General features: G+C 40.4%; 17 protein-coding genes. 4 read left to right on the forward strand and 13 right to left on the reverse strand.

Annotated elements, in window-relative coordinates:
- Positions 1-13: 13 nt before the first annotated feature.
- The 3 genes from AC5YCE_RS05465 to AC5YCE_RS05475 form a co-directional block, all read right to left on the reverse strand.
- Complete coding sequence (locus AC5YCE_RS05465; protein WP_496171339.1) at positions 14-1,984, reverse strand: 2-oxo acid dehydrogenase subunit E2; 1,971 nt, start codon at positions 1,982-1,984, stop codon at positions 14-16.
- A 2-nt stretch (positions 1,985-1,986) separates the two neighbouring features.
- Positions 1,987-4,689 carry a pyruvate dehydrogenase (acetyl-transferring), homodimeric type gene (aceE, locus tag AC5YCE_RS05470; protein WP_496125441.1) on the reverse strand — a complete coding sequence of 901 codons (2,703 nt, stop codon included), beginning with the start codon at positions 4,687-4,689 and terminating at the stop codon, positions 1,987-1,989.
- A gap of 287 nt (positions 4,690-4,976) precedes the next feature.
- Positions 4,977-5,669 carry a M23 family metallopeptidase gene (locus tag AC5YCE_RS05475; protein ID WP_496171340.1) on the reverse strand — a complete coding sequence of 231 codons (693 nt, stop codon included), beginning with the start codon at positions 5,667-5,669 and terminating at the stop codon, positions 4,977-4,979.
- A gap of 107 nt (positions 5,670-5,776) precedes the next feature.
- Here AC5YCE_RS05475 and AC5YCE_RS05480 point away from each other — a divergent pair, with 107 nt between their 5' ends.
- Positions 5,777-6,217 (forward strand): DUF721 domain-containing protein, encoded by a 441-nt coding sequence (locus AC5YCE_RS05480; RefSeq protein WP_496171341.1) that lies wholly within the window; start codon positions 5,777-5,779, stop codon positions 6,215-6,217.
- Between the two features lie 98 nt (positions 6,218-6,315).
- Here the strand turns inward: AC5YCE_RS05480 and lpxC are convergent, their stop codons facing one another.
- The 7 genes from lpxC to murG all read right to left on the reverse strand — a co-directional run bounded on the left by lpxC (position 6,316) and on the right by murG (position 14,453).
- On the reverse strand, positions 6,316-7,218 hold the full coding sequence (gene lpxC / locus AC5YCE_RS05485; RefSeq protein WP_496125488.1) for a UDP-3-O-acyl-N-acetylglucosamine deacetylase: 903 nt from the start codon (positions 7,216-7,218) through the stop codon (positions 6,316-6,318).
- A gap of 123 nt (positions 7,219-7,341) precedes the next feature.
- Positions 7,342-8,532, reverse strand: a complete 1,191-nt coding sequence (gene ftsZ, locus AC5YCE_RS05490) for a cell division protein FtsZ (RefSeq protein ID WP_496125444.1) — start codon at positions 8,530-8,532, stop codon at positions 7,342-7,344.
- Positions 8,533-8,695: 163 nt separating this feature from the next.
- On the reverse strand, positions 8,696-9,961 hold the full coding sequence (ftsA, locus tag AC5YCE_RS05495; protein ID WP_496171342.1) for a cell division protein FtsA: 1,266 nt from the start codon (positions 9,959-9,961) through the stop codon (positions 8,696-8,698).
- A gap of 59 nt (positions 9,962-10,020) precedes the next feature.
- On the reverse strand, positions 10,021-10,875 hold the full coding sequence (locus AC5YCE_RS05500; RefSeq protein WP_496125446.1) for a cell division protein FtsQ/DivIB: 855 nt from the start codon (positions 10,873-10,875) through the stop codon (positions 10,021-10,023).
- 2 nt (positions 10,876-10,877) lie between these two features.
- Complete coding sequence (locus AC5YCE_RS05505; protein ID WP_496171343.1) at positions 10,878-11,807, reverse strand: D-alanine--D-alanine ligase; 930 nt, start codon at positions 11,805-11,807, stop codon at positions 10,878-10,880.
- An 84-nt stretch (positions 11,808-11,891) separates the two neighbouring features.
- A complete protein-coding gene (gene murC / locus AC5YCE_RS05510) occupies positions 11,892-13,340 on the reverse strand; it encodes a UDP-N-acetylmuramate--L-alanine ligase (RefSeq protein WP_496125448.1) in 1,449 nt (482 codons plus the stop codon).
- Positions 13,341-13,355: 15 nt separating this feature from the next.
- Positions 13,356-14,453 carry an undecaprenyldiphospho-muramoylpentapeptide beta-N-acetylglucosaminyltransferase gene (murG, locus tag AC5YCE_RS05515; protein WP_496171344.1) on the reverse strand — a complete coding sequence of 366 codons (1,098 nt, stop codon included), beginning with the start codon at positions 14,451-14,453 and terminating at the stop codon, positions 13,356-13,358.
- Positions 14,454-14,876: 423 nt separating this feature from the next.
- Between murG and AC5YCE_RS05520 the strand changes: the two genes are divergently transcribed.
- The gene (locus AC5YCE_RS05520) at positions 14,877-16,073 is read left to right on the forward strand and encodes an MFS transporter (RefSeq protein WP_496171345.1); all 1,197 of its coding nucleotides are present in this window, start codon (positions 14,877-14,879) and stop codon (positions 16,071-16,073) included.
- A 68-nt stretch (positions 16,074-16,141) separates the two neighbouring features.
- Here the strand turns inward: AC5YCE_RS05520 and gshB are convergent, their stop codons facing one another.
- Entirely contained in the window at positions 16,142-17,083 is a 942-nt protein-coding gene (gshB, locus tag AC5YCE_RS05525; RefSeq protein ID WP_496171346.1) for a glutathione synthase, read from the reverse strand.
- Positions 17,084-17,602: 519 nt separating this feature from the next.
- On the opposite strand from gshB, the gene AC5YCE_RS05530 reads away from it, so the two are divergent.
- Together AC5YCE_RS05530 and AC5YCE_RS05535 are read left to right on the forward strand one after the other, a co-directional pair.
- Positions 17,603-18,214, forward strand: a complete 612-nt coding sequence (locus tag AC5YCE_RS05530; RefSeq protein ID WP_496171347.1) for an NAD(P)-dependent oxidoreductase — start codon at positions 17,603-17,605, stop codon at positions 18,212-18,214.
- A gap of 410 nt (positions 18,215-18,624) precedes the next feature.
- Positions 18,625-19,143, forward strand: a complete 519-nt coding sequence (locus AC5YCE_RS05535) for an SMI1/KNR4 family protein (protein ID WP_496125453.1) — start codon at positions 18,625-18,627, stop codon at positions 19,141-19,143.
- Between the two features lie 160 nt (positions 19,144-19,303).
- Here AC5YCE_RS05535 and AC5YCE_RS05540 read toward each other — a convergent pair whose 3' ends face one another.
- Complete coding sequence (locus AC5YCE_RS05540) at positions 19,304-19,819, reverse strand: hypothetical protein (RefSeq protein ID WP_496125454.1); 516 nt, start codon at positions 19,817-19,819, stop codon at positions 19,304-19,306.
- A gap of 293 nt (positions 19,820-20,112) precedes the next feature.
- Positions 20,113-20,763, reverse strand: a complete 651-nt coding sequence (pyrE, locus tag AC5YCE_RS05545; RefSeq protein ID WP_496125455.1) for an orotate phosphoribosyltransferase — start codon at positions 20,761-20,763, stop codon at positions 20,113-20,115.
- Positions 20,764-20,780: the final 17 nt, after the last annotated feature.

The following is a 20,780-nucleotide window of genomic DNA, read 5'->3' on the forward strand; positions in this document are numbered from 1 at the left end:
TAAATGGATCTGATTAGATTAATAAAGTACGAATATCTTTTAGCAACTTCGTCAGCTTATTGGTAAAGCGCGCTGCATCAGCACCATTAATCACACGATGATCGTATGACAATGATAATGGAAGCATTAACTTAGGATCAAAACTTTGACCATTCCAAACCGGTTGCATCGTTGCAGGTGAAATACCTAAAATCGCGACTTGTGGCCAGTTCACCAGTGGCGTAAACGCTGTTCCACCAATCGCACCTAAGCTTGAAATTGTGAAGTTTGCACCTTGAAGATCTTTCGGAGAAAGTTTCTTATCACGTGCTTTTTGGCCCAAAACACCCAATTCAATAGCAATTTCTTTAATTGATTTTTGATCTGGATGACGCAGTACAGGAACGGTTAAACCATCTGGCGTTGCCACTGCAATCCCCATATGGATTTCATTACGCAATAGCACAGATTTCCCATCATCAGCCAAGTGACCAGCAAAATCACGCTCTTCTTTCAACAAATGCGCTACCGCTTTGATGATGAACGCCATAATCGTCAAGCTAATGCCATCTTTCTTGAAGTTAGCTTTAAGATCATTACGCCATGCTTCAAGCTCCGTAATATCTGCAAGATCAAACTGAGTCACTTGCGGGATATAGTTGTTTAAAGACAACTGCGGAATCGACACTTGCTGTAAACGTGTTAATGCTTTTTCTTCAACACCACCAAATGCATCAAAACTTGGAAGTTTTGGTAAACCAGCAGGTGCAGTCACCGATTGAGCAACAGGTGTTGTTTGTGGCGCAGTTAAGCGCATCTTCACATAAGCCACCAAGTCTTCTTTCATGAGACGTTGATGAGGGCCTGATGCTTTCACCTCCGCCAACACCACACCTAACTCACGTGCAAGTTTACGCACTGCAGGACCTGCATAAACATTGGCATTCGCAGCATTTTGTTCTTTGGTCAGCTTACCCGCGTCAGTATTTGCATGATTCGAAGTGACAACTGAAGATTCAACAGGAGTAGAATCTGCTTTAGAAGCATCTACTTTCTTAGTTTCAGCTTGAACAGGTACTTTCTCGACAGCAGCAGTTTGACCCTCAGCTTCAATCGTCACCAAGGCAATGCCTTGTGAAACACTTTGACCAACCTCAACATGAATCGCTTTGATCACGCCTGCAATTGAACTTGGCACCTCAACTGAAGCTTTATCTGATTCAACCACACATAGACTTTGTTGAGCTTCAACCGTATCGCCAACTTTGACCAAGATTTCCGATACTGTTGCTTTATCTACACCCAAATCAGGAACAGTCACTTCTACTGCACCTGATTGTACTGGAGCAGTTGCTTTCTCTGGAGCTGAATTTTGCGTTTGAGCAACAGACGTGTCTTGAGCTTGAGTAGGTTGTTGAACTGGCTGAGTTTCAGCTGCACCTGCAACTTTCACTTTTAAAATAACAACGCCCTCTTTAACGCTATCACCTTCTTTAATTTCAACGCTTTCAACAACTCCCGCAACAGTGCTAGGCACTTCTACGGTTGCTTTATCCGACTCAACCACCACAATACTTTGGTCAACTTCAATTTCATCACCCGCTTTAACGAGGACTTCACCGACCAATGCTTTTTCCACACCAATATCTGGTACTTGAACATCAACCACTTGTGATGTAGATGCAACAGCTTTTGGAGAAGTTTCAACTTTCGCCTCAACAACAGGTGCTGATTTTTCTTCAGCTTTTGGTGCCTCTGCAACAGAGGTAGTCACTTGACCTTCAGCTTCTAGCTCAATCAGCACAGCACCTTCAGCAACGCTGTCACCCAAGCTCACTAAAATACTTTTAACCACGCCCGCAGAAGTGCTTGGCACTTCCACAGATGCTTTGTCAGATTCCAGCAGAACAATACTGTCATCAACGCTAATGGTGTCACCCACATTCACCAAAATTTCAGCAACAGTGGCTTGATCTACACCAATATCAGGAGTCGTAATTTGCATGCTTATTTCTCCTCTTTGTAGTCAGCTACAGCGTGTACAGACGGCGTGGCTTGAGGCGCCCAAGCGACAGGACGATCTGTATCTAATTCAAATGTAGAGATTGCATCTTTAACTAAGCGCGCATCTACTTCACCTTCATCTGCTAATTTCTTCAATGTCGCAACAACAATATGCGCTGCATCGACGCCGAAGTAGCTACGTAACTTCGCACGTGAATCTGAACGACCATAACCATCGGTACCGAGTGCTACAAATGGACGGTTGTCTGGAAGATATGCACGAATTTGTTCGCTATATGCACGCATATGATCGGTTGCAGAAACCACAATACCCTTCGTCGCACGAAGCTGTTCAGACACCCATGATTCTTGAGCAATTTCAGCCATCGGATGTAAGCGGTTATATTCTTCACATGCCATACCGTCACGTGCAAGTTCGTTAAAACTCGTTACGCTAAATACATTTGAATGGATTTGGTATTCATCACGTAAGATTTGAGCCGCTTTAATCACTTCGCGAAGAATCACACCTGAACCCATCAACTGAACCGTCGCTTTTTCATCTTCTTGTAGCAAATACATACCACGTTTAATGCCTTCTTCAACACCCTCAGGCATTTCAGGATGCTCGTAGTTTTCGTTCATGACCGTTAAGTAATAGAAAATACGCTCTTGATTCACATACATGCGTTGTAAACCGTCATGCACAATGACTGCTAACTCATAACCAAAACATGGATCATAAGACACACAGTTTGGAATGGTATTGGCAAGAATGTGTGAATGACCGTCTTGATGCTGTAAGCCTTCACCATTGAGCGTTGTACGGCCTGCTGTTGCACCCAATAAGAAACCTTGTGCTTGTGCATCGCCCGCAGCCCATGCAATATCGCCAATACGTTGGAAACCAAACATAGAGTAGTACATGTACATCGGAATCATGGGTAAGTTATTGGTTGAATAACTGGTTGCCAATGCTGCCCAAGCACTCATTGCACCTGCTTCATTGATCCCTTCTTGAAGCATGTGACCGTCTTTTGCTTCACGGTAATGCATTAATTGTTCTTGGTCTTCAGGGGTGTAATGCTGACCATTTGCCGCATAAATACCCAGCTGACGGAACATACCCTCTAAACCGAAAGTACGTGCCTCATCTGGAACAATTGGAACAACACGATCTTTAATTGCTTTTTCTTTTAACAATGCAGCGATTAAACGCACCATCACCATCGTGGTCGATTGTTCTTTACCTTGAGAACCTTTTAATACTGCGTCAAATACAGAAAGATCAGGAATCGCAAGCTGTTCACTTTCTTTACGACGTGCAGGTAAATAACCACCCAAAGCTTCACGACGTGCTTTCATATATTTCAATTCAGGCGAGTTTTCGCTTGGACGATAGAAAGGCACATCTACTAGAGCATCATCACTGATCGGCAAGTTAAAACGGTCACGAACATATTTCAACGATTCAATTTGCATCTTTTTGATTTGATGGGTTTTATTGACCGCTTCAATTTCATCCGATAAGCCATAACCTTTGACTGTTTTCGCTAAGATAACAGTCGGCTGACCTTTTGCTGTACATGCTTCTGCATATGCTGCAAATACTTTATATGGGTCATGACCACCACGATTGAGATTATCAATATCTTCATCGCTTAAATCTTTTACAAGCTCTGCTGCTTCCGGGTATTTACCGAAGAACTTTTCGCGAGCATATGCACCGCCTTTCACTTGTAGGCGTTGGTATTCACCATCAAGCGTTTCCTCCATTACCGCTTTGAGTGCACCAGATTCATCTTTTGCAAGTAATGGATCCCAATGACGACCCCAAACCACTTTAATGACACGCCAACCCGCACCACGGAAGAGTGATTCAAGTTCTTGAATAATTTTACCGTTACCACGTACAGGACCATCTAGACGCTGCAAGTTACAGTTGACCACCCAAATCAGGTTGTCTAATTTTTCACGACCTGCAAGTGAAATAGCCCCCGTACTTTCTGGCTCATCCATTTCACCATCACCCAGGAACGCCCATACCTTACGGTTTTCTTCCTTAATCAAACCACGGTTCATGAGGTATTTTTGGATGTGTGCTTGGTAAATCGACATGATTGGACCAAGACCCATGGATACTGTTGGGAACTGCCAGTAATCAGGCATCAAATATGGATGTGGGTAAGATGGCAAGCCAATACCATCTACTTCGCGACGGAAGTTATTTAAGTGCTCTTCAGTCAAACGACCTTCAAGGAAAGAGCGCGCATAAATACCAGGAGCACAGTGCCCTTGGTAATAAATCATATCACCGCCAAAGTTTTCATTATTTGCGCGGAAGAAATGGTTAAAACCGACATCATATAAAGTTGCTGATGATGCAAAGCTGGCCAAATGCCCGCCCAAATCATCACCTGTTTTGTTCGCACGAAGAACCATTGCCAGCGCATTCCAACGGATCAATGCGCGAATACGGCGTTCCATATCTTGGTCGCCGGGCATTGCAGGCTGCTCATCTACCGACACTGTATTTAAGTAAGGCGTATTTAGTCGCTGAATTGGAACATGCTTGGCAATCGCTTGTTGATACAATTTCTCCAACAAAAATGCTGCGCGATCCGTTCCCATATGTTTTAAAACAGAGTCAAACGCTTCCTGCCATTCTTGCGTTTCCTGTGCATCTGTATCGCCATAATACGCCATGTCTCGTCCTTTTCAATCTGCTAACGTTTAGATCTTATATGTATCATGTTTTAAAGGTATTCAGTTATGGTTACAACTGAATACGGATTTGGCTACTATTTAGTTTCGAAATAGTTATTGACCTAAATTAACATACATAACAAAAAAACCGCCAATTATGGCGGTTTTTTATACACAATCTACTTTAAATAGATGTTAGCTTATTTTTAATACTTAAGACACTATTGTCTAATTAAGACGATGATCATCTTAATTGTAATAATCATCTTAATTCTCATATTAGCCAATTATGGCAACATTGCTAAATAAGTAGATGGGTTTTTACGTTGACCATCTTTTACAACTTCATAATGCAAATGCGGACCAGTACAACGACCAGTGCAACCTACATTAGCAATATGTTCACCTGCCTTCACACGGTCACCTACGCGGGCAACCAAACGTGATGCATGTGCATAACGCGTTAAGTAACCATTACCATGGTTAATTTCAACATATTGACCATAACCCGTACCCCAACCAGACTTAGTTACAATACCAGGACCAGTCGCATAAATTGGTGTACCGCTAGGCGCTGACATATCTAGACCAGAGTGATTTTCAGCACGGCCACCCATTACACGACCACCATAATTCGAACTTACACGTTTCAAATCAGGCAGTGGGTGCGTCACCAACCAAGAGTATGGAGAGTTTGAAGAATAGTTTTTTGAGTTATTTGATGCATATTTTCCAGCAAGGGATGCATTATTGAGTTCAATTGGTTTTTGTTTACGGATTTGAACGTCTAAAGAAGTATTTGCAGGAATATCAAGATCATCAGGATGACTATAAGAACCTTGAGATAAAGTTTTTGTTAACTCTCCTAAACGATCTGGAGATGAAGCATTATTTACATCAAGTTGAACCAAATCTGCGAAAGCAACTGAAGCTGCCGAAGCTGCTAAAGAAAAAGCCAATAAAATACGTCGCGTATGCATAAAAACCTCATTAAACTGTTCTTACTTAAGTCTCTTACGTGATCACGTCCTTGATATTCACTGAAAAGAGCGCCTAAGATTAGAACAAAACAATGTAGGAACAATGTATGTCAGAACCCAAAAACGTCTTTCAACAAACAAGACAACACATAAAAACAGGAAACTTATCGTTTCTTACAAAGCAAGTTTCTGAATTCCAAAAACTTACAAAATTAATTCAACCTTTATTACCACCCAATGATGTTTGGCAGGTTGTATGTTATCAATACGGAATTTTAACGATTACCGGTGAAAATCAAGCCCTGATTAGTCAAGTCAGTTATCTTCAAAAACAGTATATTTCTCAATTATCACAAATTTCTGAATTTAAAGATTTACAGAAAATTCAGGTTCGTTTAAGACCTAAAGCCAAAACAGAACCTAAAAACACGAAAATCCCCAAACAAATTCCACCAGCAACTCTAGAGATGTTACATCACGCTGCCAGCTTTGTGAGCGACCCTAAGCTTAGCCAAGCTTTACTACGTTTGGCAAGCAATAAAAAGTAACCGACACGTCATACTCAAGCAAACATTTAATTATTTCATGTGAGTTTAATAACGCTATTTATAGTTACAGTATAACATTGAACCACTAAGACAATGACTTATGTCACACTTACATATTGAATAGGGCAAGATTTTGCGTCATCAAATGTTACAATTTCATAGCTACTTGGGTCGCTTTTAACATTGCGCAATAATTGGTTATTAAGTGCATGCCCGGATTTATAACCATCAAATTTGGCAATAATTTGATGTCCAAGCAGATACAAATCACCCACCGCATCTAAAATTTTATGACGAACAAACTCGTCTGCATAGCGTAGTCCTTCTTCATTGACCACACCTGTTTCATCAACACCAATCGCGTTATCTAAGCTTGCACCCAACGCTAAGTTATTGGATTTTAGATAATCTAGATCTTTCATAAAACCAAATGTTCGTGCACCACTCACTTCATAAACGAAAGTTTCGGTTGAAAAATCAATGGTTGCTGACTGATATTCTTTGGCAAATGCTGGATGATCAAAATCAATGGTAAAGTTTAGCTGGAAGCCCTCATGTGGGCTAAAAATGGCACGCTTATCATCGATCAATGCTTCAATCGGTTTAATTATTCTTACAAATTTCTTTGGTGAATCTTGCTCAACCAATTCACCTTGCATGAGCAGGTAAATAAATGGCCCTGCGCTTCCATCCATAATAGGCACTTCAGAAGCTGATACTTCGATAATCAAATTATCAATGCCTAGTCCCGCGATCGCGCTCATCACATGCTCAATCGTGCCAACTTTTGCATTTTCCTGCACTAAATTGGAACACATGAATGCTTCTTGAATCAGCATTGCGTCAGCAGCAATATCTATAGGGGGATTTAAATCGATACGACGAAAAACAATTCCCCCATCAGCAACATGTGGAACAAAGTTAATTAAAACTTTTTGACCACTATGTAGTCCGATACCACTCGCTTTCACGACTCGCTTAAGGGTACGCTGTTTCAACATAGAGCTTCGATCTTCATCCAAATTTCCGCTATAAGTTAGCACATTTAACCATTGATAAAAAACAAAAAGGTAGCGCTTTTGCACTACCTTTTTTCGATTCAGTTGATTCGTTTTAGGAATAAACTATTTACGCTGTTGATTCTTCAAGTAATCTTGGATGCTCATTGGCGCAGAACGTGGTGCAGCTGCTGGCGTAGCAACAGGCTCTTCAGCATGTTGACGCTTGCTAATCGCTGGAACATCATCTTCATCAACGACTGTATTTTGTGCAGACTGTTGTTGAAAATGGCTTGTGGTTGAACTCACGCTTGGACGGCGTTTTGGTTCTGCTTCATTTGCATTTCGCGTTAAACCTGTAGCGATCACAGTGACACGAATTTCATCACGCGCATCTTGATCGAATACAGTACCAAAGAATACTTCACCTTCATCTAAATCAACGATTTGATTCACAACGTCTGTGATAATTTCAGTTTCACGTAATGTAATATCTGCACCGCCAGTGATATTAATCAATACACCTTTGGCATTCATGATATTCACGTTATCCAATAATGGACTACGGATCGCAAGACGAGCAGCTTCTTCAGCACGATCTGTACCACTACTCTTCCCTTCACCCATCATGGCATAACCACGAGTACTCATCGCAGTTTTCAAATCGGCGAAGTCAAGGTTAATATGACCCGGACGAACAACCAAATCAAAGATACTACGTACAGCACTGAGTAACACATCATCGGCTTTGCGGTAAGCATCCTGCATTGAAATATCACCATAAACACTGAGTAAGCGTTGGTTTGGAATGATAATCAATGAATCAACATGCGCCTCAAGCGCCTCGATGCCTTTTTCAGCTGAGCGTTGACGACGACGACCTTCAAAGTTAAATGGTGTAGTGACCACACCAACGGTCAAAATACCCATTTCCTGAGCAATTTCAGCCACTACAGGTGCTGCACCCGTACCTGTACCACCACCCATACCCGCGGTGACGAATACCATGTCCGCACCTTCGAGGTGTTGACGAATCAATTCACGACTTTCTTCAGCAGCAATTTGACCCACATCTGGGTTTGCACCAGCGCCTAATCCACGTGTGCTTTGTTGACCCAATTGGATTTTAAATGGTGCATTCATACGGTCTAGCGCTTGCTTGTCCGTATTTGCACATACAAATTTCACACCTTGGATGTCTGATTGCACCATGTGTTGTACAGCATTACCACCGCCGCCACCAACACCAAACACAGTAAAACGGGCTTGACCGTTGTTATCGGTTTGTTCATCTTCTAAAAATTCAAATGAAGCCATGACCTTAAATATTCCTAAATTAATATGGCAGCCACTTAAGCCCGTATACTGCCTTGATCTTCAATAATAAAAATTGTTTTTAGGATGCTTTGCATCGCGAGTATTGTCAAGCAGATGACGCAACACTTACAACTTGCGAACAAGACACCTTAAAAAAATAAACTTAAAAAATGCCTTTTAATTTGTTATTGAGGGCATTCCAACCATTCATGACTCGATCTAAAAAAGGGCGCTTGCCCACTTCTTCAGGTTCTTCCACTGATTCTTGCAATTCACTTTGACTAAACAATAACAAGCCAGTCGCCGTTGCATACATAGATCTACGTAATGCTGGTAAATGCTGATCTTCAGCATAGACTTGTAAAGGCGGATTACCTAGATGTGCAGACACACCAAGTATACGTCTAGACAAAGTCACCATACCTTCAATTTGACAGACATCACCACTTAATACCACACCATGATACAAACTTTGTAATGCACCGCGGCTTTCAAGTTCGGCACGCACCATACCTAGAATTTCTTCGTAACGTGCAATAATGATTTCTGACAACTCAATACGGCTAATTGACTGTGGACCATCAATTGCCTGAAACTCAATCATATGATCAGGTTTAACTTGATGAATATCTACACAACCATAAAGCAGCTTTAAACGTTCAGCTTCTTCTGTCGTTGTTTGCAACACTGCAGCAATATCACGTGTAACATTTTCGCCACCGCGTTGAATGGTGTGTGCAAGAACTAAATGCCCTTCTATATAAACCGCAATATTGGTCGTTCCTGCACCAATATCAAGTAAGCATACACCATATTCTTTTTCATCTTTTAATAATGAACCTTCCGCGGTTGCAAGACAAGAGACGACCATTTTTTCAACAAAAATATTCGCTCCTTTCATCGCACGATCAAGGTTTTGCATCGTACTAATGGGCAACATCATCAATTGATAATGCGCAGTCATACTGTTTGCAGATAAGTTAATGGGATTATGTACCCATTCAGTCGCATCATCCAATTCAAAACCTAGAGGCACAGCACTCGCCAAATAATGGTCTGAGGTCATATGACTAGCTTTTGCAAGCTCTAAGGCGCGTACAACTTCTGTAGTGGTAATGGTACGTTCTGGATTCGCAATAGGAGTCCTTCCCGACGCATAGAAACTTTGTAATTCTGTACTCGGAATGGAGACCCACGCTGAATGCACACGACATTCCGCCATATCTTCCGCTTCTTGTACGGCATTTTTAATTGCAGTGATGACTTTTTCTAGGCTGACAATTTTACCTTTATTCATGCCTTTATTGCGCGCACTAGCCATACCAATCACCTGAATATTATCAGGCGCATGTACTTTGGCTATAAGAACTGAAACTTTATGTGTCCCAATGTCTATCGCAACAACTGAGGGAACAGCTTCACTCATCATTCACTACCATCTTCTTCGTTGTTTAGGTACGGCTTAATGCCACTTTATAAAGCCACGTATTATGGCTGTCCAACACTTGTATTCGCAATGTTTATGTCATTAATGGTTACAACAAACTGACCATTTACTATTTTAGGTGGTATTGAATTTTTCCATTGAATGGCAAGACCATTTCTATAGCGTAAATCAATCGCCGAAACACGTGACCAAACAGGTTTTAAATCTGTCTGTACCAATTGGCTGAGTCGCTGCAACTTACTCATGGTTTGATCCTGATCCACGATAATACGTAAACCTGAATCAAACTGCATAAACCATGTTCTACGATCTGTTAAATATAATTCTTTTAATCTCAAATTTGCTGGATGAAACAACTGATTAATCTCATTGTAACGACGCATCATTTCTTGAGATTGATCTAACGGTCCATGTAGTAGTGGCAAAGTTGAATGATTACGAGCGAAAGCTTCAGTAAATACTTCCCCCTCATCACTGAGTAACCGCCCCGTTCCCCAGCGTGCAATCGGATGCCGAGGCATCACACGCACACGAATCCCATTCGGCCAAGCCCGTGAAACAACGACGCGATCCACCCATGAAATCTCAAGACTACGATCACGGATCTGTTCTAAATCCGATGTAAAGTAATTATCTTTAATCACAGGTGCAAGGTGCTGCGTCATTTGCTGTTTTTCAACATCTGAACTTGTACCGACCACCTCTAAAGTCGCTACTTTTGCATCGGTAATGACTTTATAAGCTGCATATATCCCAGCAAAAAGCGCACAAAATGCCACAATCAAAAGTAACCACCCCCCCGCATGAATCAACTTTTCTTTGCGAGTTGGCGGTTTCTCATGTATCGATGTAATTGCAGCACGTTTACGGCGCATTGATGCTGGAAGTTGAGCCATGTCTAGTGTGTTTCTTTCGATAAAGTTTGCTCTAAAATCGCAACACAAAGTGCATCGAAATCATATCCTACAGCATTGGCTGCTTTTGGCACCAATGAATGGCTGGTCATCCCCGGTACTGTATTCACTTCCAATAACCAGAAATTCCCTTGCTCATCTTGCATGGCATCAATACGCCCCCAACCACTTGCACCTACAGACTGAAAAGCACGTAAGCAAAGCTCTTGAAGTTGTTTTTCTTCCTCAGCAGATAAACCACATGGAATGCCATATTCAACATCATTACGCATATATTTAGCATCGTAATCATAAAAGGCAACATCAGCAGGTGGTTGCAAGCGAATCACAGGTAAAGGCTGACCATTTAAAAATGAAATCGTATATTCACGGCCTGTGATCCATTTTTCTGCCATAACAACAGCATCATGTTGTATGGCTTTAGCAATAGCATTCGCTAAATCTTCAGCTTTTTCAACTTTGCTCATCCCTACGCTTGAACCTTCATGAACAGGCTTAATAATCAAAGGTAGACCCAAAGTTGCAACCACTTCAGCCAAATCAGTTTCCTGACTGACAATACGATAAGGTGCCGTTGGAAGCTCTGAACCTTGCCAAATTTGCTTGGTTTTGACTTTGTCCATGCCAATTGCAGAACCTTGAACGCCCGTTCCCGTGTAAGGAATATTTAACCACTCCAGAACACCTTGAATTTGGCCATCCTCACCACCACGACCATGCAATACAATAAATGCACGATCATAATTGACCAACTCAGTGACACTACGTTCTTTCGGATCAAATCCTTCAGCGTTTACACCACTACGCACTAATGCTTCTAGTACAGCTTTACCACTATCTAATGAAACCTCACGCTCTGCAGACTTACCACCGAGCAACACAGCAACTTTGCCGAATTTAGAAGCATTTGACACGTTTATATCCTTAAACTTTTAACATTGGTCAATTAAATTTGGTCTATCAAAAATAATCACACGCTATGATTCTTTAAACATAGATTACTTTAAATAAAGCTGATTTTGAGCCAGTTCAATTGAAATTGCTCCCACGTTACCCGCACCTTGTGTTAATAACAAGTCATTCGCTTGTAACACTTTTTGTATCACAGGCTCGAGATTCCCTTCTACAGGATCAATTAAGATTGGCTCGACTTCACCGCGTAGACGGATACTCCGTGCAAGTGCACGACTGTCTGCACCTACAATTGGCTTTTCACCCGCAGAATAAACTTCAAGCAAAAGCAACTGATCTACTTGCGACAGTACATCGACGAAATCATCGAAACAATCACGGGTACGGCTATAACGGTGCGGTTGGAACAGCATCACTAAACGACGATCAGGATGGCTCGCACGCGCGGCCTTAATCGTTGCTTCAACTTCTTTCGGGTGATGACCATAATCATCAACCAACTTGACCGTGCCTTCACCGAGTTCAAATTCACCTTGAACTTGGAAACGACGACCTACACCACTAAAGCTTTCTAAAGCACGTGCAATCGCAGCATCTGACACACCTTCATCGGTTGCAATCCCAATCGCAGCCAAAGCATTCAAGATATTATGCAAACCTGGCATGTTAATGGTTAGACGCAGTGGCTCTTTGTTCTTACGTAATACGGTGAAGTGAGATTGCATGCCTTCTTGAACGACATCAATTGCACGGATGTCATTATCTTCGTCAAAACCATAAGTTAAAACTGGACGACCAATGCGTGGCATGATTTCACGAATATTGGCATCATCACCACATACAACAGCCAAACCATAAAATGGAAGCTTTTGTAGGAACTGAATAAAGGTATCTTTTAGGGTGTCGAAGCTACCACCATAGGTATCCATATGATCTGCATCGATATTGGTGACAATCGCAGCCATCGGCTCTAAATATAAAAACGATGCATCTGACTCATCTGCTTCCGCTACGATATAACGACTTGCACCCAGCGCAGCATTCACACCCGAACGATTCAAAAGACCACCGATCACATAAGTTGGATCCATGTTTTCTTCAGCTAACATACAAGTCACTAAACTTGTTGTCGTGGTTTTACCATGTGTCCCTGCAACGGCGATCCCGTGACGATAACGCATCAACTCACCCAGCATTTCTGCACGGCGAACCACAGGAATACGATTTTCAATCGCTTCTTTAATTTCTAGGTTTTCAGTATCAATCGCTGTCGACACCACTAAAACATTGGCATTTTTAATATTTTCAGCAGCGTGGCCGATGTAAACTTTAATTCCATTTTCTTCAAGTTGCGCTGTCGTTTTAGAAGCCTTAATGTCAGAACCTGAAACTTTGTAGCCTTGGTTTTTCAACACTTCGGCAATACCACACATACCAGCCCCGCCAATCCCCACAAAGTGGATATGCTTAATACGGCGCATTTCTGGAATTTTAATCAAGTTTTTTGCTTTATCAGCAGGTGTTGATGGAGACATAATTTACTCTAAAACTTACAAATCTTGAATTAAACCAACCACACGCTGTGTTGCGTCAGGTTGGGCATGTTGACGTGCTTTTACTGCCATTTCCATGAGTAATTGACGGTTCATTAGTGGCGTCAAAACGTCTTTCAATGTATCGGTCGTCATGGTGGACTGCGGACAAATTTTTGCAGCCCCAATTTTTTCTAAAAACTTTGCATTTGCAGTTTGGTGATCATCGACTGCACTTGGTAAAGGCACAAATACAGCAGCAACACCTGCGGTTGCAACCTCAGTCACCGTTAAAGCCCCTGCTCTACAGATAATCAGGTCGGCATCGCTATACGCTTTAGCCATATCCTCAATAAAAGGCTGAACTTCAACAGCTAAAGATGCAGGTGCATTCTCATAACGACTACGTGTCGTTTCAGCATGGTTTTGACCACTTTGATGAAACACTTGCATCGGAATGTTCAGTTGCTTTAACGCTTCTGGAATACGCTCATTGAGCGCTTGCGCACCAAGTGAACCACCCACAATCAAAATACGAATTGGCTCACCCGCCTTTTCTCGCTCCAGATAACGCCAAGACGGATTGAGTATTTCCGCAATTTCTTGACGAACGGGGTTACCTGTCGTCACAATTTTCTCACCAGCTGGGAACGTATCAGGAAATGCCTGACAAACAACCTTAGAAACACGTGCCAATTGAGTATTGGTAAAACCCGCCACAGCATTTTGCTCATGGATAATTACTGGAATACCCAAAATCTTAGCTGCCAACCCTCCTGGCCCTGCAACATATCCCCCAAAGCCCGCAACAGCATCGACTTTGAGCTGTTTCATATAACGCATGGCACTTAAAGTTGCCTTCATAATTTTAAAAGGGGCTTCTAATTTACGAACTAAGCCATTACCCCGAACACCCTGAATATCGATTTGATAGATCGGAATATCATGTTGTTTAAGTAAACGATTTTCCATTCCAGTTGGCGTCGCGAGCCAAGACACCTGACAACCCTCTTGTTGTAATTTCTTTGCAACAGCAAGGGCTGGGAATACATGTCCGCCAGTGCCTGCAGCCATCATCATGACATGCTTTGGTGCGCTTCGTTGAGGTTTGGTCACAGTTCTTTCTTCAATTCTTAAATAAGGATAATAAAATTCGATTTTGTGCAATCGATTGTAATCACAATTGCATAGCCATGAAAGATTATTTACTTTTTTTCAACAGGCATTCGATTGGTTTTTTCTACTATTTTTAAAGTTTAAACTAGATTTATTATTAAGGTTGTTATTTTTCTTAGACTTAAGTGAAATATTAAGCTTATTTTAAATCTAAACAAAACTCCAAAATGCTTAACCCAAGTTTATCCATACTTATATTTTAAGATCTTTTATCCACTAGAAATACATTATGGTTCATATATTTTTTAAATGAGTTCATGCTTAAAGACTATATATCGACCTTAGAAACTATGGTATTTTTTTATTTTTTACTTATTAGAATTCAGTCAATTAATTCAAATTTTGATCGCGCAACGGATGCTCATGCCAAAATTATCATTACGGGATTTATGGATTATTTTAGCAGGCTATTTAGCCGCTATTCACATCGGAAAACTTTCTGTTGTTCTACCTATTCTACAAAAAGATCTTCATTTAACGCTAACTCAAGCAGGGTTTTCAATCTCGATTATACAAGGTGCAGGTATGCTATTTGCCCTTGCGATTGGTGCCTTTTCTGAAAAACTGGGTTTGAAGCGCTGTTTGATCGGTGGTTTAATTATTTTAGGGACAAGTAGTATTGCTGGGCTTTGGATCGACAATATTGCACTGCTTTATTTGTTTCGCTTCACCGAGGGCATTGGATTTTTAACCATTTCGCTTTGCGCACCTGCAATTTTAAAACGGATGAGTCAACCCGAAACCATCAATTTTAAAATGGGGCTGTGGAGCTCATATATGGGGCTTGGCGTCAGTATAGCGGTATTTACCATCCCGTTCATTTTAGAGTATCTGAGCTGGCAATATATCTGGGTCATTTTAGGTTTACTTTGTTTTGTCATTGCGCTCGCGATTCACCTCTTTTTAAATATCGAGACGAGCTCTTCAACTTCAAAAACAGCCGTTGCAGATACTCAGAATAGTCTGGGTCAAATTATTCGTGCAACGCTGACACACCCACCTATGATTTGCTTAGCTTTAGTCTTTGCATGTTATGCCAGCCAATGGACATCCGTGACCAGTTTTTTACCCAGCCTTTATGTTGAACATGGTCTGAACTTAAAAACCACAGGTTTACTGGTATCACTGGTGGTGCTTGCCAATTTAGTTGGAACATTTGGTGCTGGCATGCTGTTGCAAAAAGGTTGGTCAACGCAAAAATTACTGACGATTGGATTTGTTGGTATGTTTTTCACCAGTATTTTGACTTTTACCACCAATAGCTGGCTAACCTTCGAAATTCAATTCTTAAACGCTGTGTTGTTTTCCATGATTGGGGGTGTTATTCCAACCACCATCTTTTCTATGACCCTTCATTATGCACCTTTTGCCAGTGCTGCAGCAGCCAGTATGGGCTTGGTCATTCAATGTTCGGCTCTGGTGCAGTTCTTTGTCCCGCCTTTAAGTGCTGCTTTTGTTTCAGCAACGCATACATGGGCAAGCATGAGTATCGTGACTTCCATTTTATGCTGTATTGCACTCTCGATTATGTTTATATTTTTTAAACGCTATGCCAAATAGTAAAGAGCCTCAAATGAGGCTCTTTTTTTACTTATATTAAGCCATTAAGCCATTAAGCCATTAAGCCATTAAGCCAATCCTGCTTCCAATACCTTAAATAAGTCATCTGCAATTGAGGTGCCAAATTGGTCATCAATTTCACGGATACAGGTTGGACTGGTCACATTAATTTCAGTCACATAATCACCAATGACATCCAGCCCAACAAAGATCAGACCTTTTTCACGTAAGAATGGTCCGACTTTTGCGGCAATCGCTTTGTCATTTTCAGTCAGTGGTCGTGCTTCACCTAAACCACCTGCGGCTAAGTTGCCACGGACTTCACCATTTTGAGGGATACGCGCTAGACAATAGGGAACTGGTTCGCCATTCACCATCAAAATCCGTTTATCACCATCCACAATTTCAGGAATATAACGCTGCGCCATAATCGGTTGTTGACCTAATTCGGTGAGCATCTCTAAGGTTGAACCAATATTCGCACCATCCGCTGTAAGACGGAAAATCCCTGTTCCGCCCATCCCATCCAGTGGTTTGACAATCACATCACCATGTTGCTTAAGAAATTCACGAATCAAGCTTTGCTGAGAAGTGACCAAGGTGGGGACTTGAAGCTTGGGAAACTGTGTCGCAAATAATTTTTCATTACAATCACGTAGGCTTTGTGGCTTATTAATAATCCAAGCACCTTCGCGTTCTGCTTGCTCTAAAATATAGGTGGTATAGACAAAGTTCATATCAAATGGGGGGTCTTTACGCATCAACACCACATCATAATCCGCAATCGATTCTTTTTGTTTTTCACCCAATTCATAGTAGTGATTGTAGTCTTCAAACACTTGAAGAGGTGCAATCAAGCCAAAAGCTTTGCCTTGATCAATATATAAATCTTGTTGTAATGCATAACCAAGTTCATGACCACGTCGAGCGGCAGCCCAAAGCATGGCCATGGTTGAGTCTTTTTTGAGGTTTACATTTTCGATGGGATCCATCACAACAAGTACGCGCATGTCTCTGTGCTCTTTTAGAAACTAAATTTGTGAATGAGTATAGCCGAGATTAATGCTTTGTTTATTCTGTTTTGTTTATTCCATTTTTGCATGTGTATGTATGAATTGGTGCACTAGCCCAAGATTTGATTTGTGGGATTTGAGCGATATCTTCACTGCTAAACTTAAAGATGGAGCAATAACATGTTGTAAACGCCTATGAAGAAAACTGATTGAGTTAATGCAGTCGCTTTGCCAATCGCTATACCCATATTGGCAATCATTAATCTACTTATATTCAAAGGGTTAATTTCAAGTCTTGACTTACAAAACCCTTACGCGAGTAAAAAATCAACTACATGCACAAATATATAAGCACCAATACAGCTATAAATATCAAACATTCATTGAGATTGATTTGCCCTATATTATGAATTACAAAAGATTTGTTTTGCATAGACGAGATGAAGAATTATGTAAATTACCATAATTTATTTATTACTATCAATATCTTAACTTACAAATAATAAAGAGGCTTTTATGAAAATTGCTTTAATTGGTGCAACTGGTATGGCAGGTTCACGCATTTTAGAAGAATTGGTGTCTCGTGGACATTATGTCAAAGCCATCGCACGTCATACACATAAAGTTGCTGACACAGAACGTGTATTAAGTATTGATCTTGATCTAAATGACCATGAAGCATTGGTAAATGAGCTTAAAGGTCAAGATGCTGTCGTGAGTGCAGTCCGTTTCCAAGGCTTAAATGGTGATGGTCTCATTAATGCAATTCGCGATTCAAAAGTCAAACGCTTTATCATAGTGGGTGGCGCGGGTAGCTTAAATGTACCCAACAAAAATATCCGTGTGATCGATAGTGAAGATTTTCCAGAAGAATATAAGGTTGAAGCTGAAGCTGCTGCAACCTTCCTCGATAACTTAAAGCAAGTCGATGATTTAGACTGGACTTATATTTCGCCTTCTGCTGAGTTTGGTCCAGGCAAGCGCACAGGTGAATTCCGTACAGGTAAAGATGAGCTATTGGTCGGTGAGGAAGGCAGTAAAATTTCGACCGAAGACTTTGCCATTGCACTGAGTGATGAGCTCGAGCAAAAAAATCATATTCGTGAACGATTCACTGTGGGTTACTAATACAGTTAATTATCAGCACTAAAAAAGGAAGCATTGGCTTCCTTTTTTATCCATGTATGAAAAGTTTGCTTTAAAAATTAATCCGCTTGATTTGGATCACAACATAATAGATGCAATCAAACCTGACATTTTGACCTGTGCTTGATTCTTTTAGCGTAATTTCAGCCATTATTCGAATTTTGGTCTACCTACATACAAATCGGTATGTTCCAAAGCCTTTCTAAATAATTTTGCATAAACTTATTCTCAAGTATCCAATCTATATATCTTCTTCTAAATTTTTGTAATGCTGACTGATATAAAAATATAGACACAGTTCACAAAATATCTCAATATACTAAACGGTAAAAATTAAAAGAAACTTCAAATTTTTATTAGTTAAAAAACTAAATCAAAACGGATAACAAATAATGCAACAACTTTGGAATCGCTTAGAAACCTTTTTACAAGAAAATCATCCTGAAATATTTAAAGACCTTGCACCACCTGCAACAGATGCAGAAATAACTGATCTAGAAGATAAAATTGGGGTAAAACTCCCTGATGATTTTGTCGCATGTTTAAAAATTCATAATGGTCAATTTGGTCGTGCAGATGGCTTATTTGATCAATCAGAATTTTTATCGACTTCACGTATTTTTCAAGAATGGTCAGTTTTAAAAGGTATTCTAGATACTGAAGATTTTTTCGATTCTGATGAAGAAGCTGGGTCTAGTGATGGAGTAAAAATCATCTGGTGGAGCGCTAGATGGATTCCATTTATCAGCTATGGTAATGGTGACAATTGGAGCATCGATTTAGACCCTGCGGAAGATGGTACTGTAGGGCAAGTCATTACTTTTTGGCATGAAACCTTTGAACGTGAAAAAGAAGCGAATAGCTTTAAAGAATGGTTTTCTAATTTTATCGATCAACAGATTGATGGCTAAGATTAATATCCATTTCAGAGCGTACAAATAGTTTTATATCTGCTCCAAAATACCTCCTTCCGTAAAGTGATCGTTTGTATAGAAATGAACTTGCGGAAGGATTTTAATTTATTTAGAAATATAGCCAATTAGAAATATTTTTAAATAGGTATGTTTTAATTCAATTATTTTCATTTTCAAAAATATAGTTCGATGCGAGTACTGGATCACGACATAGATCCAATCGAACCTGACAATTTTTATCTGTGCTTAATTCATTTAGCGTAATTTTAGCCATGATTCGAATTGGTCTACCCACATAAAAATCAGTATCTTTCAAAGCCTTTGTAAATAGCCTTGCATAATTGATTTCAAGATAACCAATCTGTATATCTGCAATACTTACTTGCACTTGATGAGGCTGGTTATGGTGGTTTTCCATGCGTTGAATCAAGGCATCTCGATACAGAATGGGTTCTACTGATTTCAACATCAGCGTATTGATCAATTTTAATTGGTTAAATGCACTTATCGGAATTTGAATGGGATACTGTTGATCAGAACGAAAGTCATAAGGATGTGTTTGGAAAAACTTAGCTCGATCAAACTGATATCGATCCCAACGATGCTGGTCGATATGTCTAACGACAATAAAGCCGATAATCATTGTGACAAGCATGATGGTGAATATAAGCATGTTGTTCCAAATCAACAAAAGTTTTTGTTATTGAACCTTTACACATACATTCCATTTATTAAAATGATGCATAAAGTTTAAACATGTATATACCACAGATTATCTTATTGAATTTTAAATATTTATTAAATATTGGTTTAAATATAGCTTCAAAAACCATTAAATCACAGAGAGTCTATTCATTAAAAAACAAGAGAAAACAATACGCTCTACCGTCACAATTGAATTAAGCAAAAATAAAGCCCTATCTTAAATGATAGAGCTTCATTAAAAATCAATACTTTGTATTAATTTCAGATACCATATTTCACACGGTAAGCTTCCATTTTCGCTAAGGCTTCTTTCTCGCCTTTCACATCTAAGAAGTCCATTAAATCTTTCATCGTAATTAATGCATGAACAGGAATTTCGAGTTCTTTTTGCACTTCTTGAATAGCAGATAAACTCCCCTGACCTTTTTCTTGACGATCAAGTGCAACCAATACACCCGCAATTTGTGCACCTGCATTTTTAAGAATCGTCACGACTTCACGAATCGCTGTACCTGCGGTGATCACATCATCAATAATCCAGACTTTTTTACCCTCAACAGATGCACCAACCAACACACCGCCTTCACCGTGATCCTTCGCTTCTTTACGGTTAAAACCCCAAGGTACACTCACACCATGGTTTTGTGACATTGCGACAGCAGTTGCAGCAACAAAAGGAATACCTTTGTACGCTGGGCCAAAGATCACATCTACATTTTCACATTCAGTTAATTTAGCCGCATAGCCAGAAGCCAATAATGTTAAGGCTTCGCCATCATTGAGTAAGCCTGCATTAAAAAAATAAGGACTCACACGACCTGATTTTAAAGTAAACTCACCAAATTTAAGCACACCACGTGATAATGCAAGTTCGATAAAAGCTTGAGGGTTAAACTGAGCTGGCGACGTCATGAGGTGCTCCAAAATTC

Source organism: Acinetobacter sp. CY79, from assembly GCF_059515845.1.

Excerpts from the sequence above, each read along its gene's own strand:
- AC5YCE_RS05465 (WP_496171339.1), bottom strand. The coding sequence starts at position 1,984 with ATGCAAATTACGACTCCTGATATTGGTGTAGATCAAGCCACTGTTGCT.
- aceE (WP_496125441.1), bottom strand. The coding sequence starts at position 4,689 with ATGGCGTATTATGGCGATACAGATGCACAGGAAACGCAAGAATGGCAG.
- AC5YCE_RS05475 (WP_496171340.1), bottom strand. The coding sequence starts at position 5,669 with ATGCATACGCGACGTATTTTATTGGCTTTTTCTTTAGCAGCTTCGGCA.
- AC5YCE_RS05480 (WP_496171341.1), top strand. The coding sequence starts at position 5,777 with ATGTCAGAACCCAAAAACGTCTTTCAACAAACAAGACAACACATAAAA.
- lpxC (WP_496125488.1), bottom strand. The coding sequence starts at position 7,218 with ATGTTGAAACAGCGTACCCTTAAGCGAGTCGTGAAAGCGAGTGGTATC.
- ftsZ (WP_496125444.1), bottom strand. The coding sequence starts at position 8,532 with ATGGCTTCATTTGAATTTTTAGAAGATGAACAAACCGATAACAACGGT.
- ftsA (WP_496171342.1), bottom strand. The coding sequence starts at position 9,961 with ATGATGAGTGAAGCTGTTCCCTCAGTTGTTGCGATAGACATTGGGACA.
- AC5YCE_RS05500 (WP_496125446.1), bottom strand. The coding sequence starts at position 10,875 with ATGGCTCAACTTCCAGCATCAATGCGCCGTAAACGTGCTGCAATTACA.
- murC (WP_496125448.1), bottom strand. The coding sequence starts at position 13,340 with ATGTCTCCATCAACACCTGCTGATAAAGCAAAAAACTTGATTAAAATT.
- AC5YCE_RS05520 (WP_496171345.1), top strand. The coding sequence starts at position 14,877 with ATGCCAAAATTATCATTACGGGATTTATGGATTATTTTAGCAGGCTAT.
- gshB (WP_496171346.1), bottom strand. The coding sequence starts at position 17,083 with ATGCGCGTACTTGTTGTGATGGATCCCATCGAAAATGTAAACCTCAAA.
- AC5YCE_RS05530 (WP_496171347.1), top strand. The coding sequence starts at position 17,603 with ATGAAAATTGCTTTAATTGGTGCAACTGGTATGGCAGGTTCACGCATT.
- AC5YCE_RS05535 (WP_496125453.1), top strand. The coding sequence starts at position 18,625 with ATGCAACAACTTTGGAATCGCTTAGAAACCTTTTTACAAGAAAATCAT.
- AC5YCE_RS05540 (WP_496125454.1), bottom strand. The coding sequence starts at position 19,819 with ATGCTTATATTCACCATCATGCTTGTCACAATGATTATCGGCTTTATT.
- pyrE (WP_496125455.1), bottom strand. The coding sequence starts at position 20,763 with ATGACGTCGCCAGCTCAGTTTAACCCTCAAGCTTTTATCGAACTTGCA.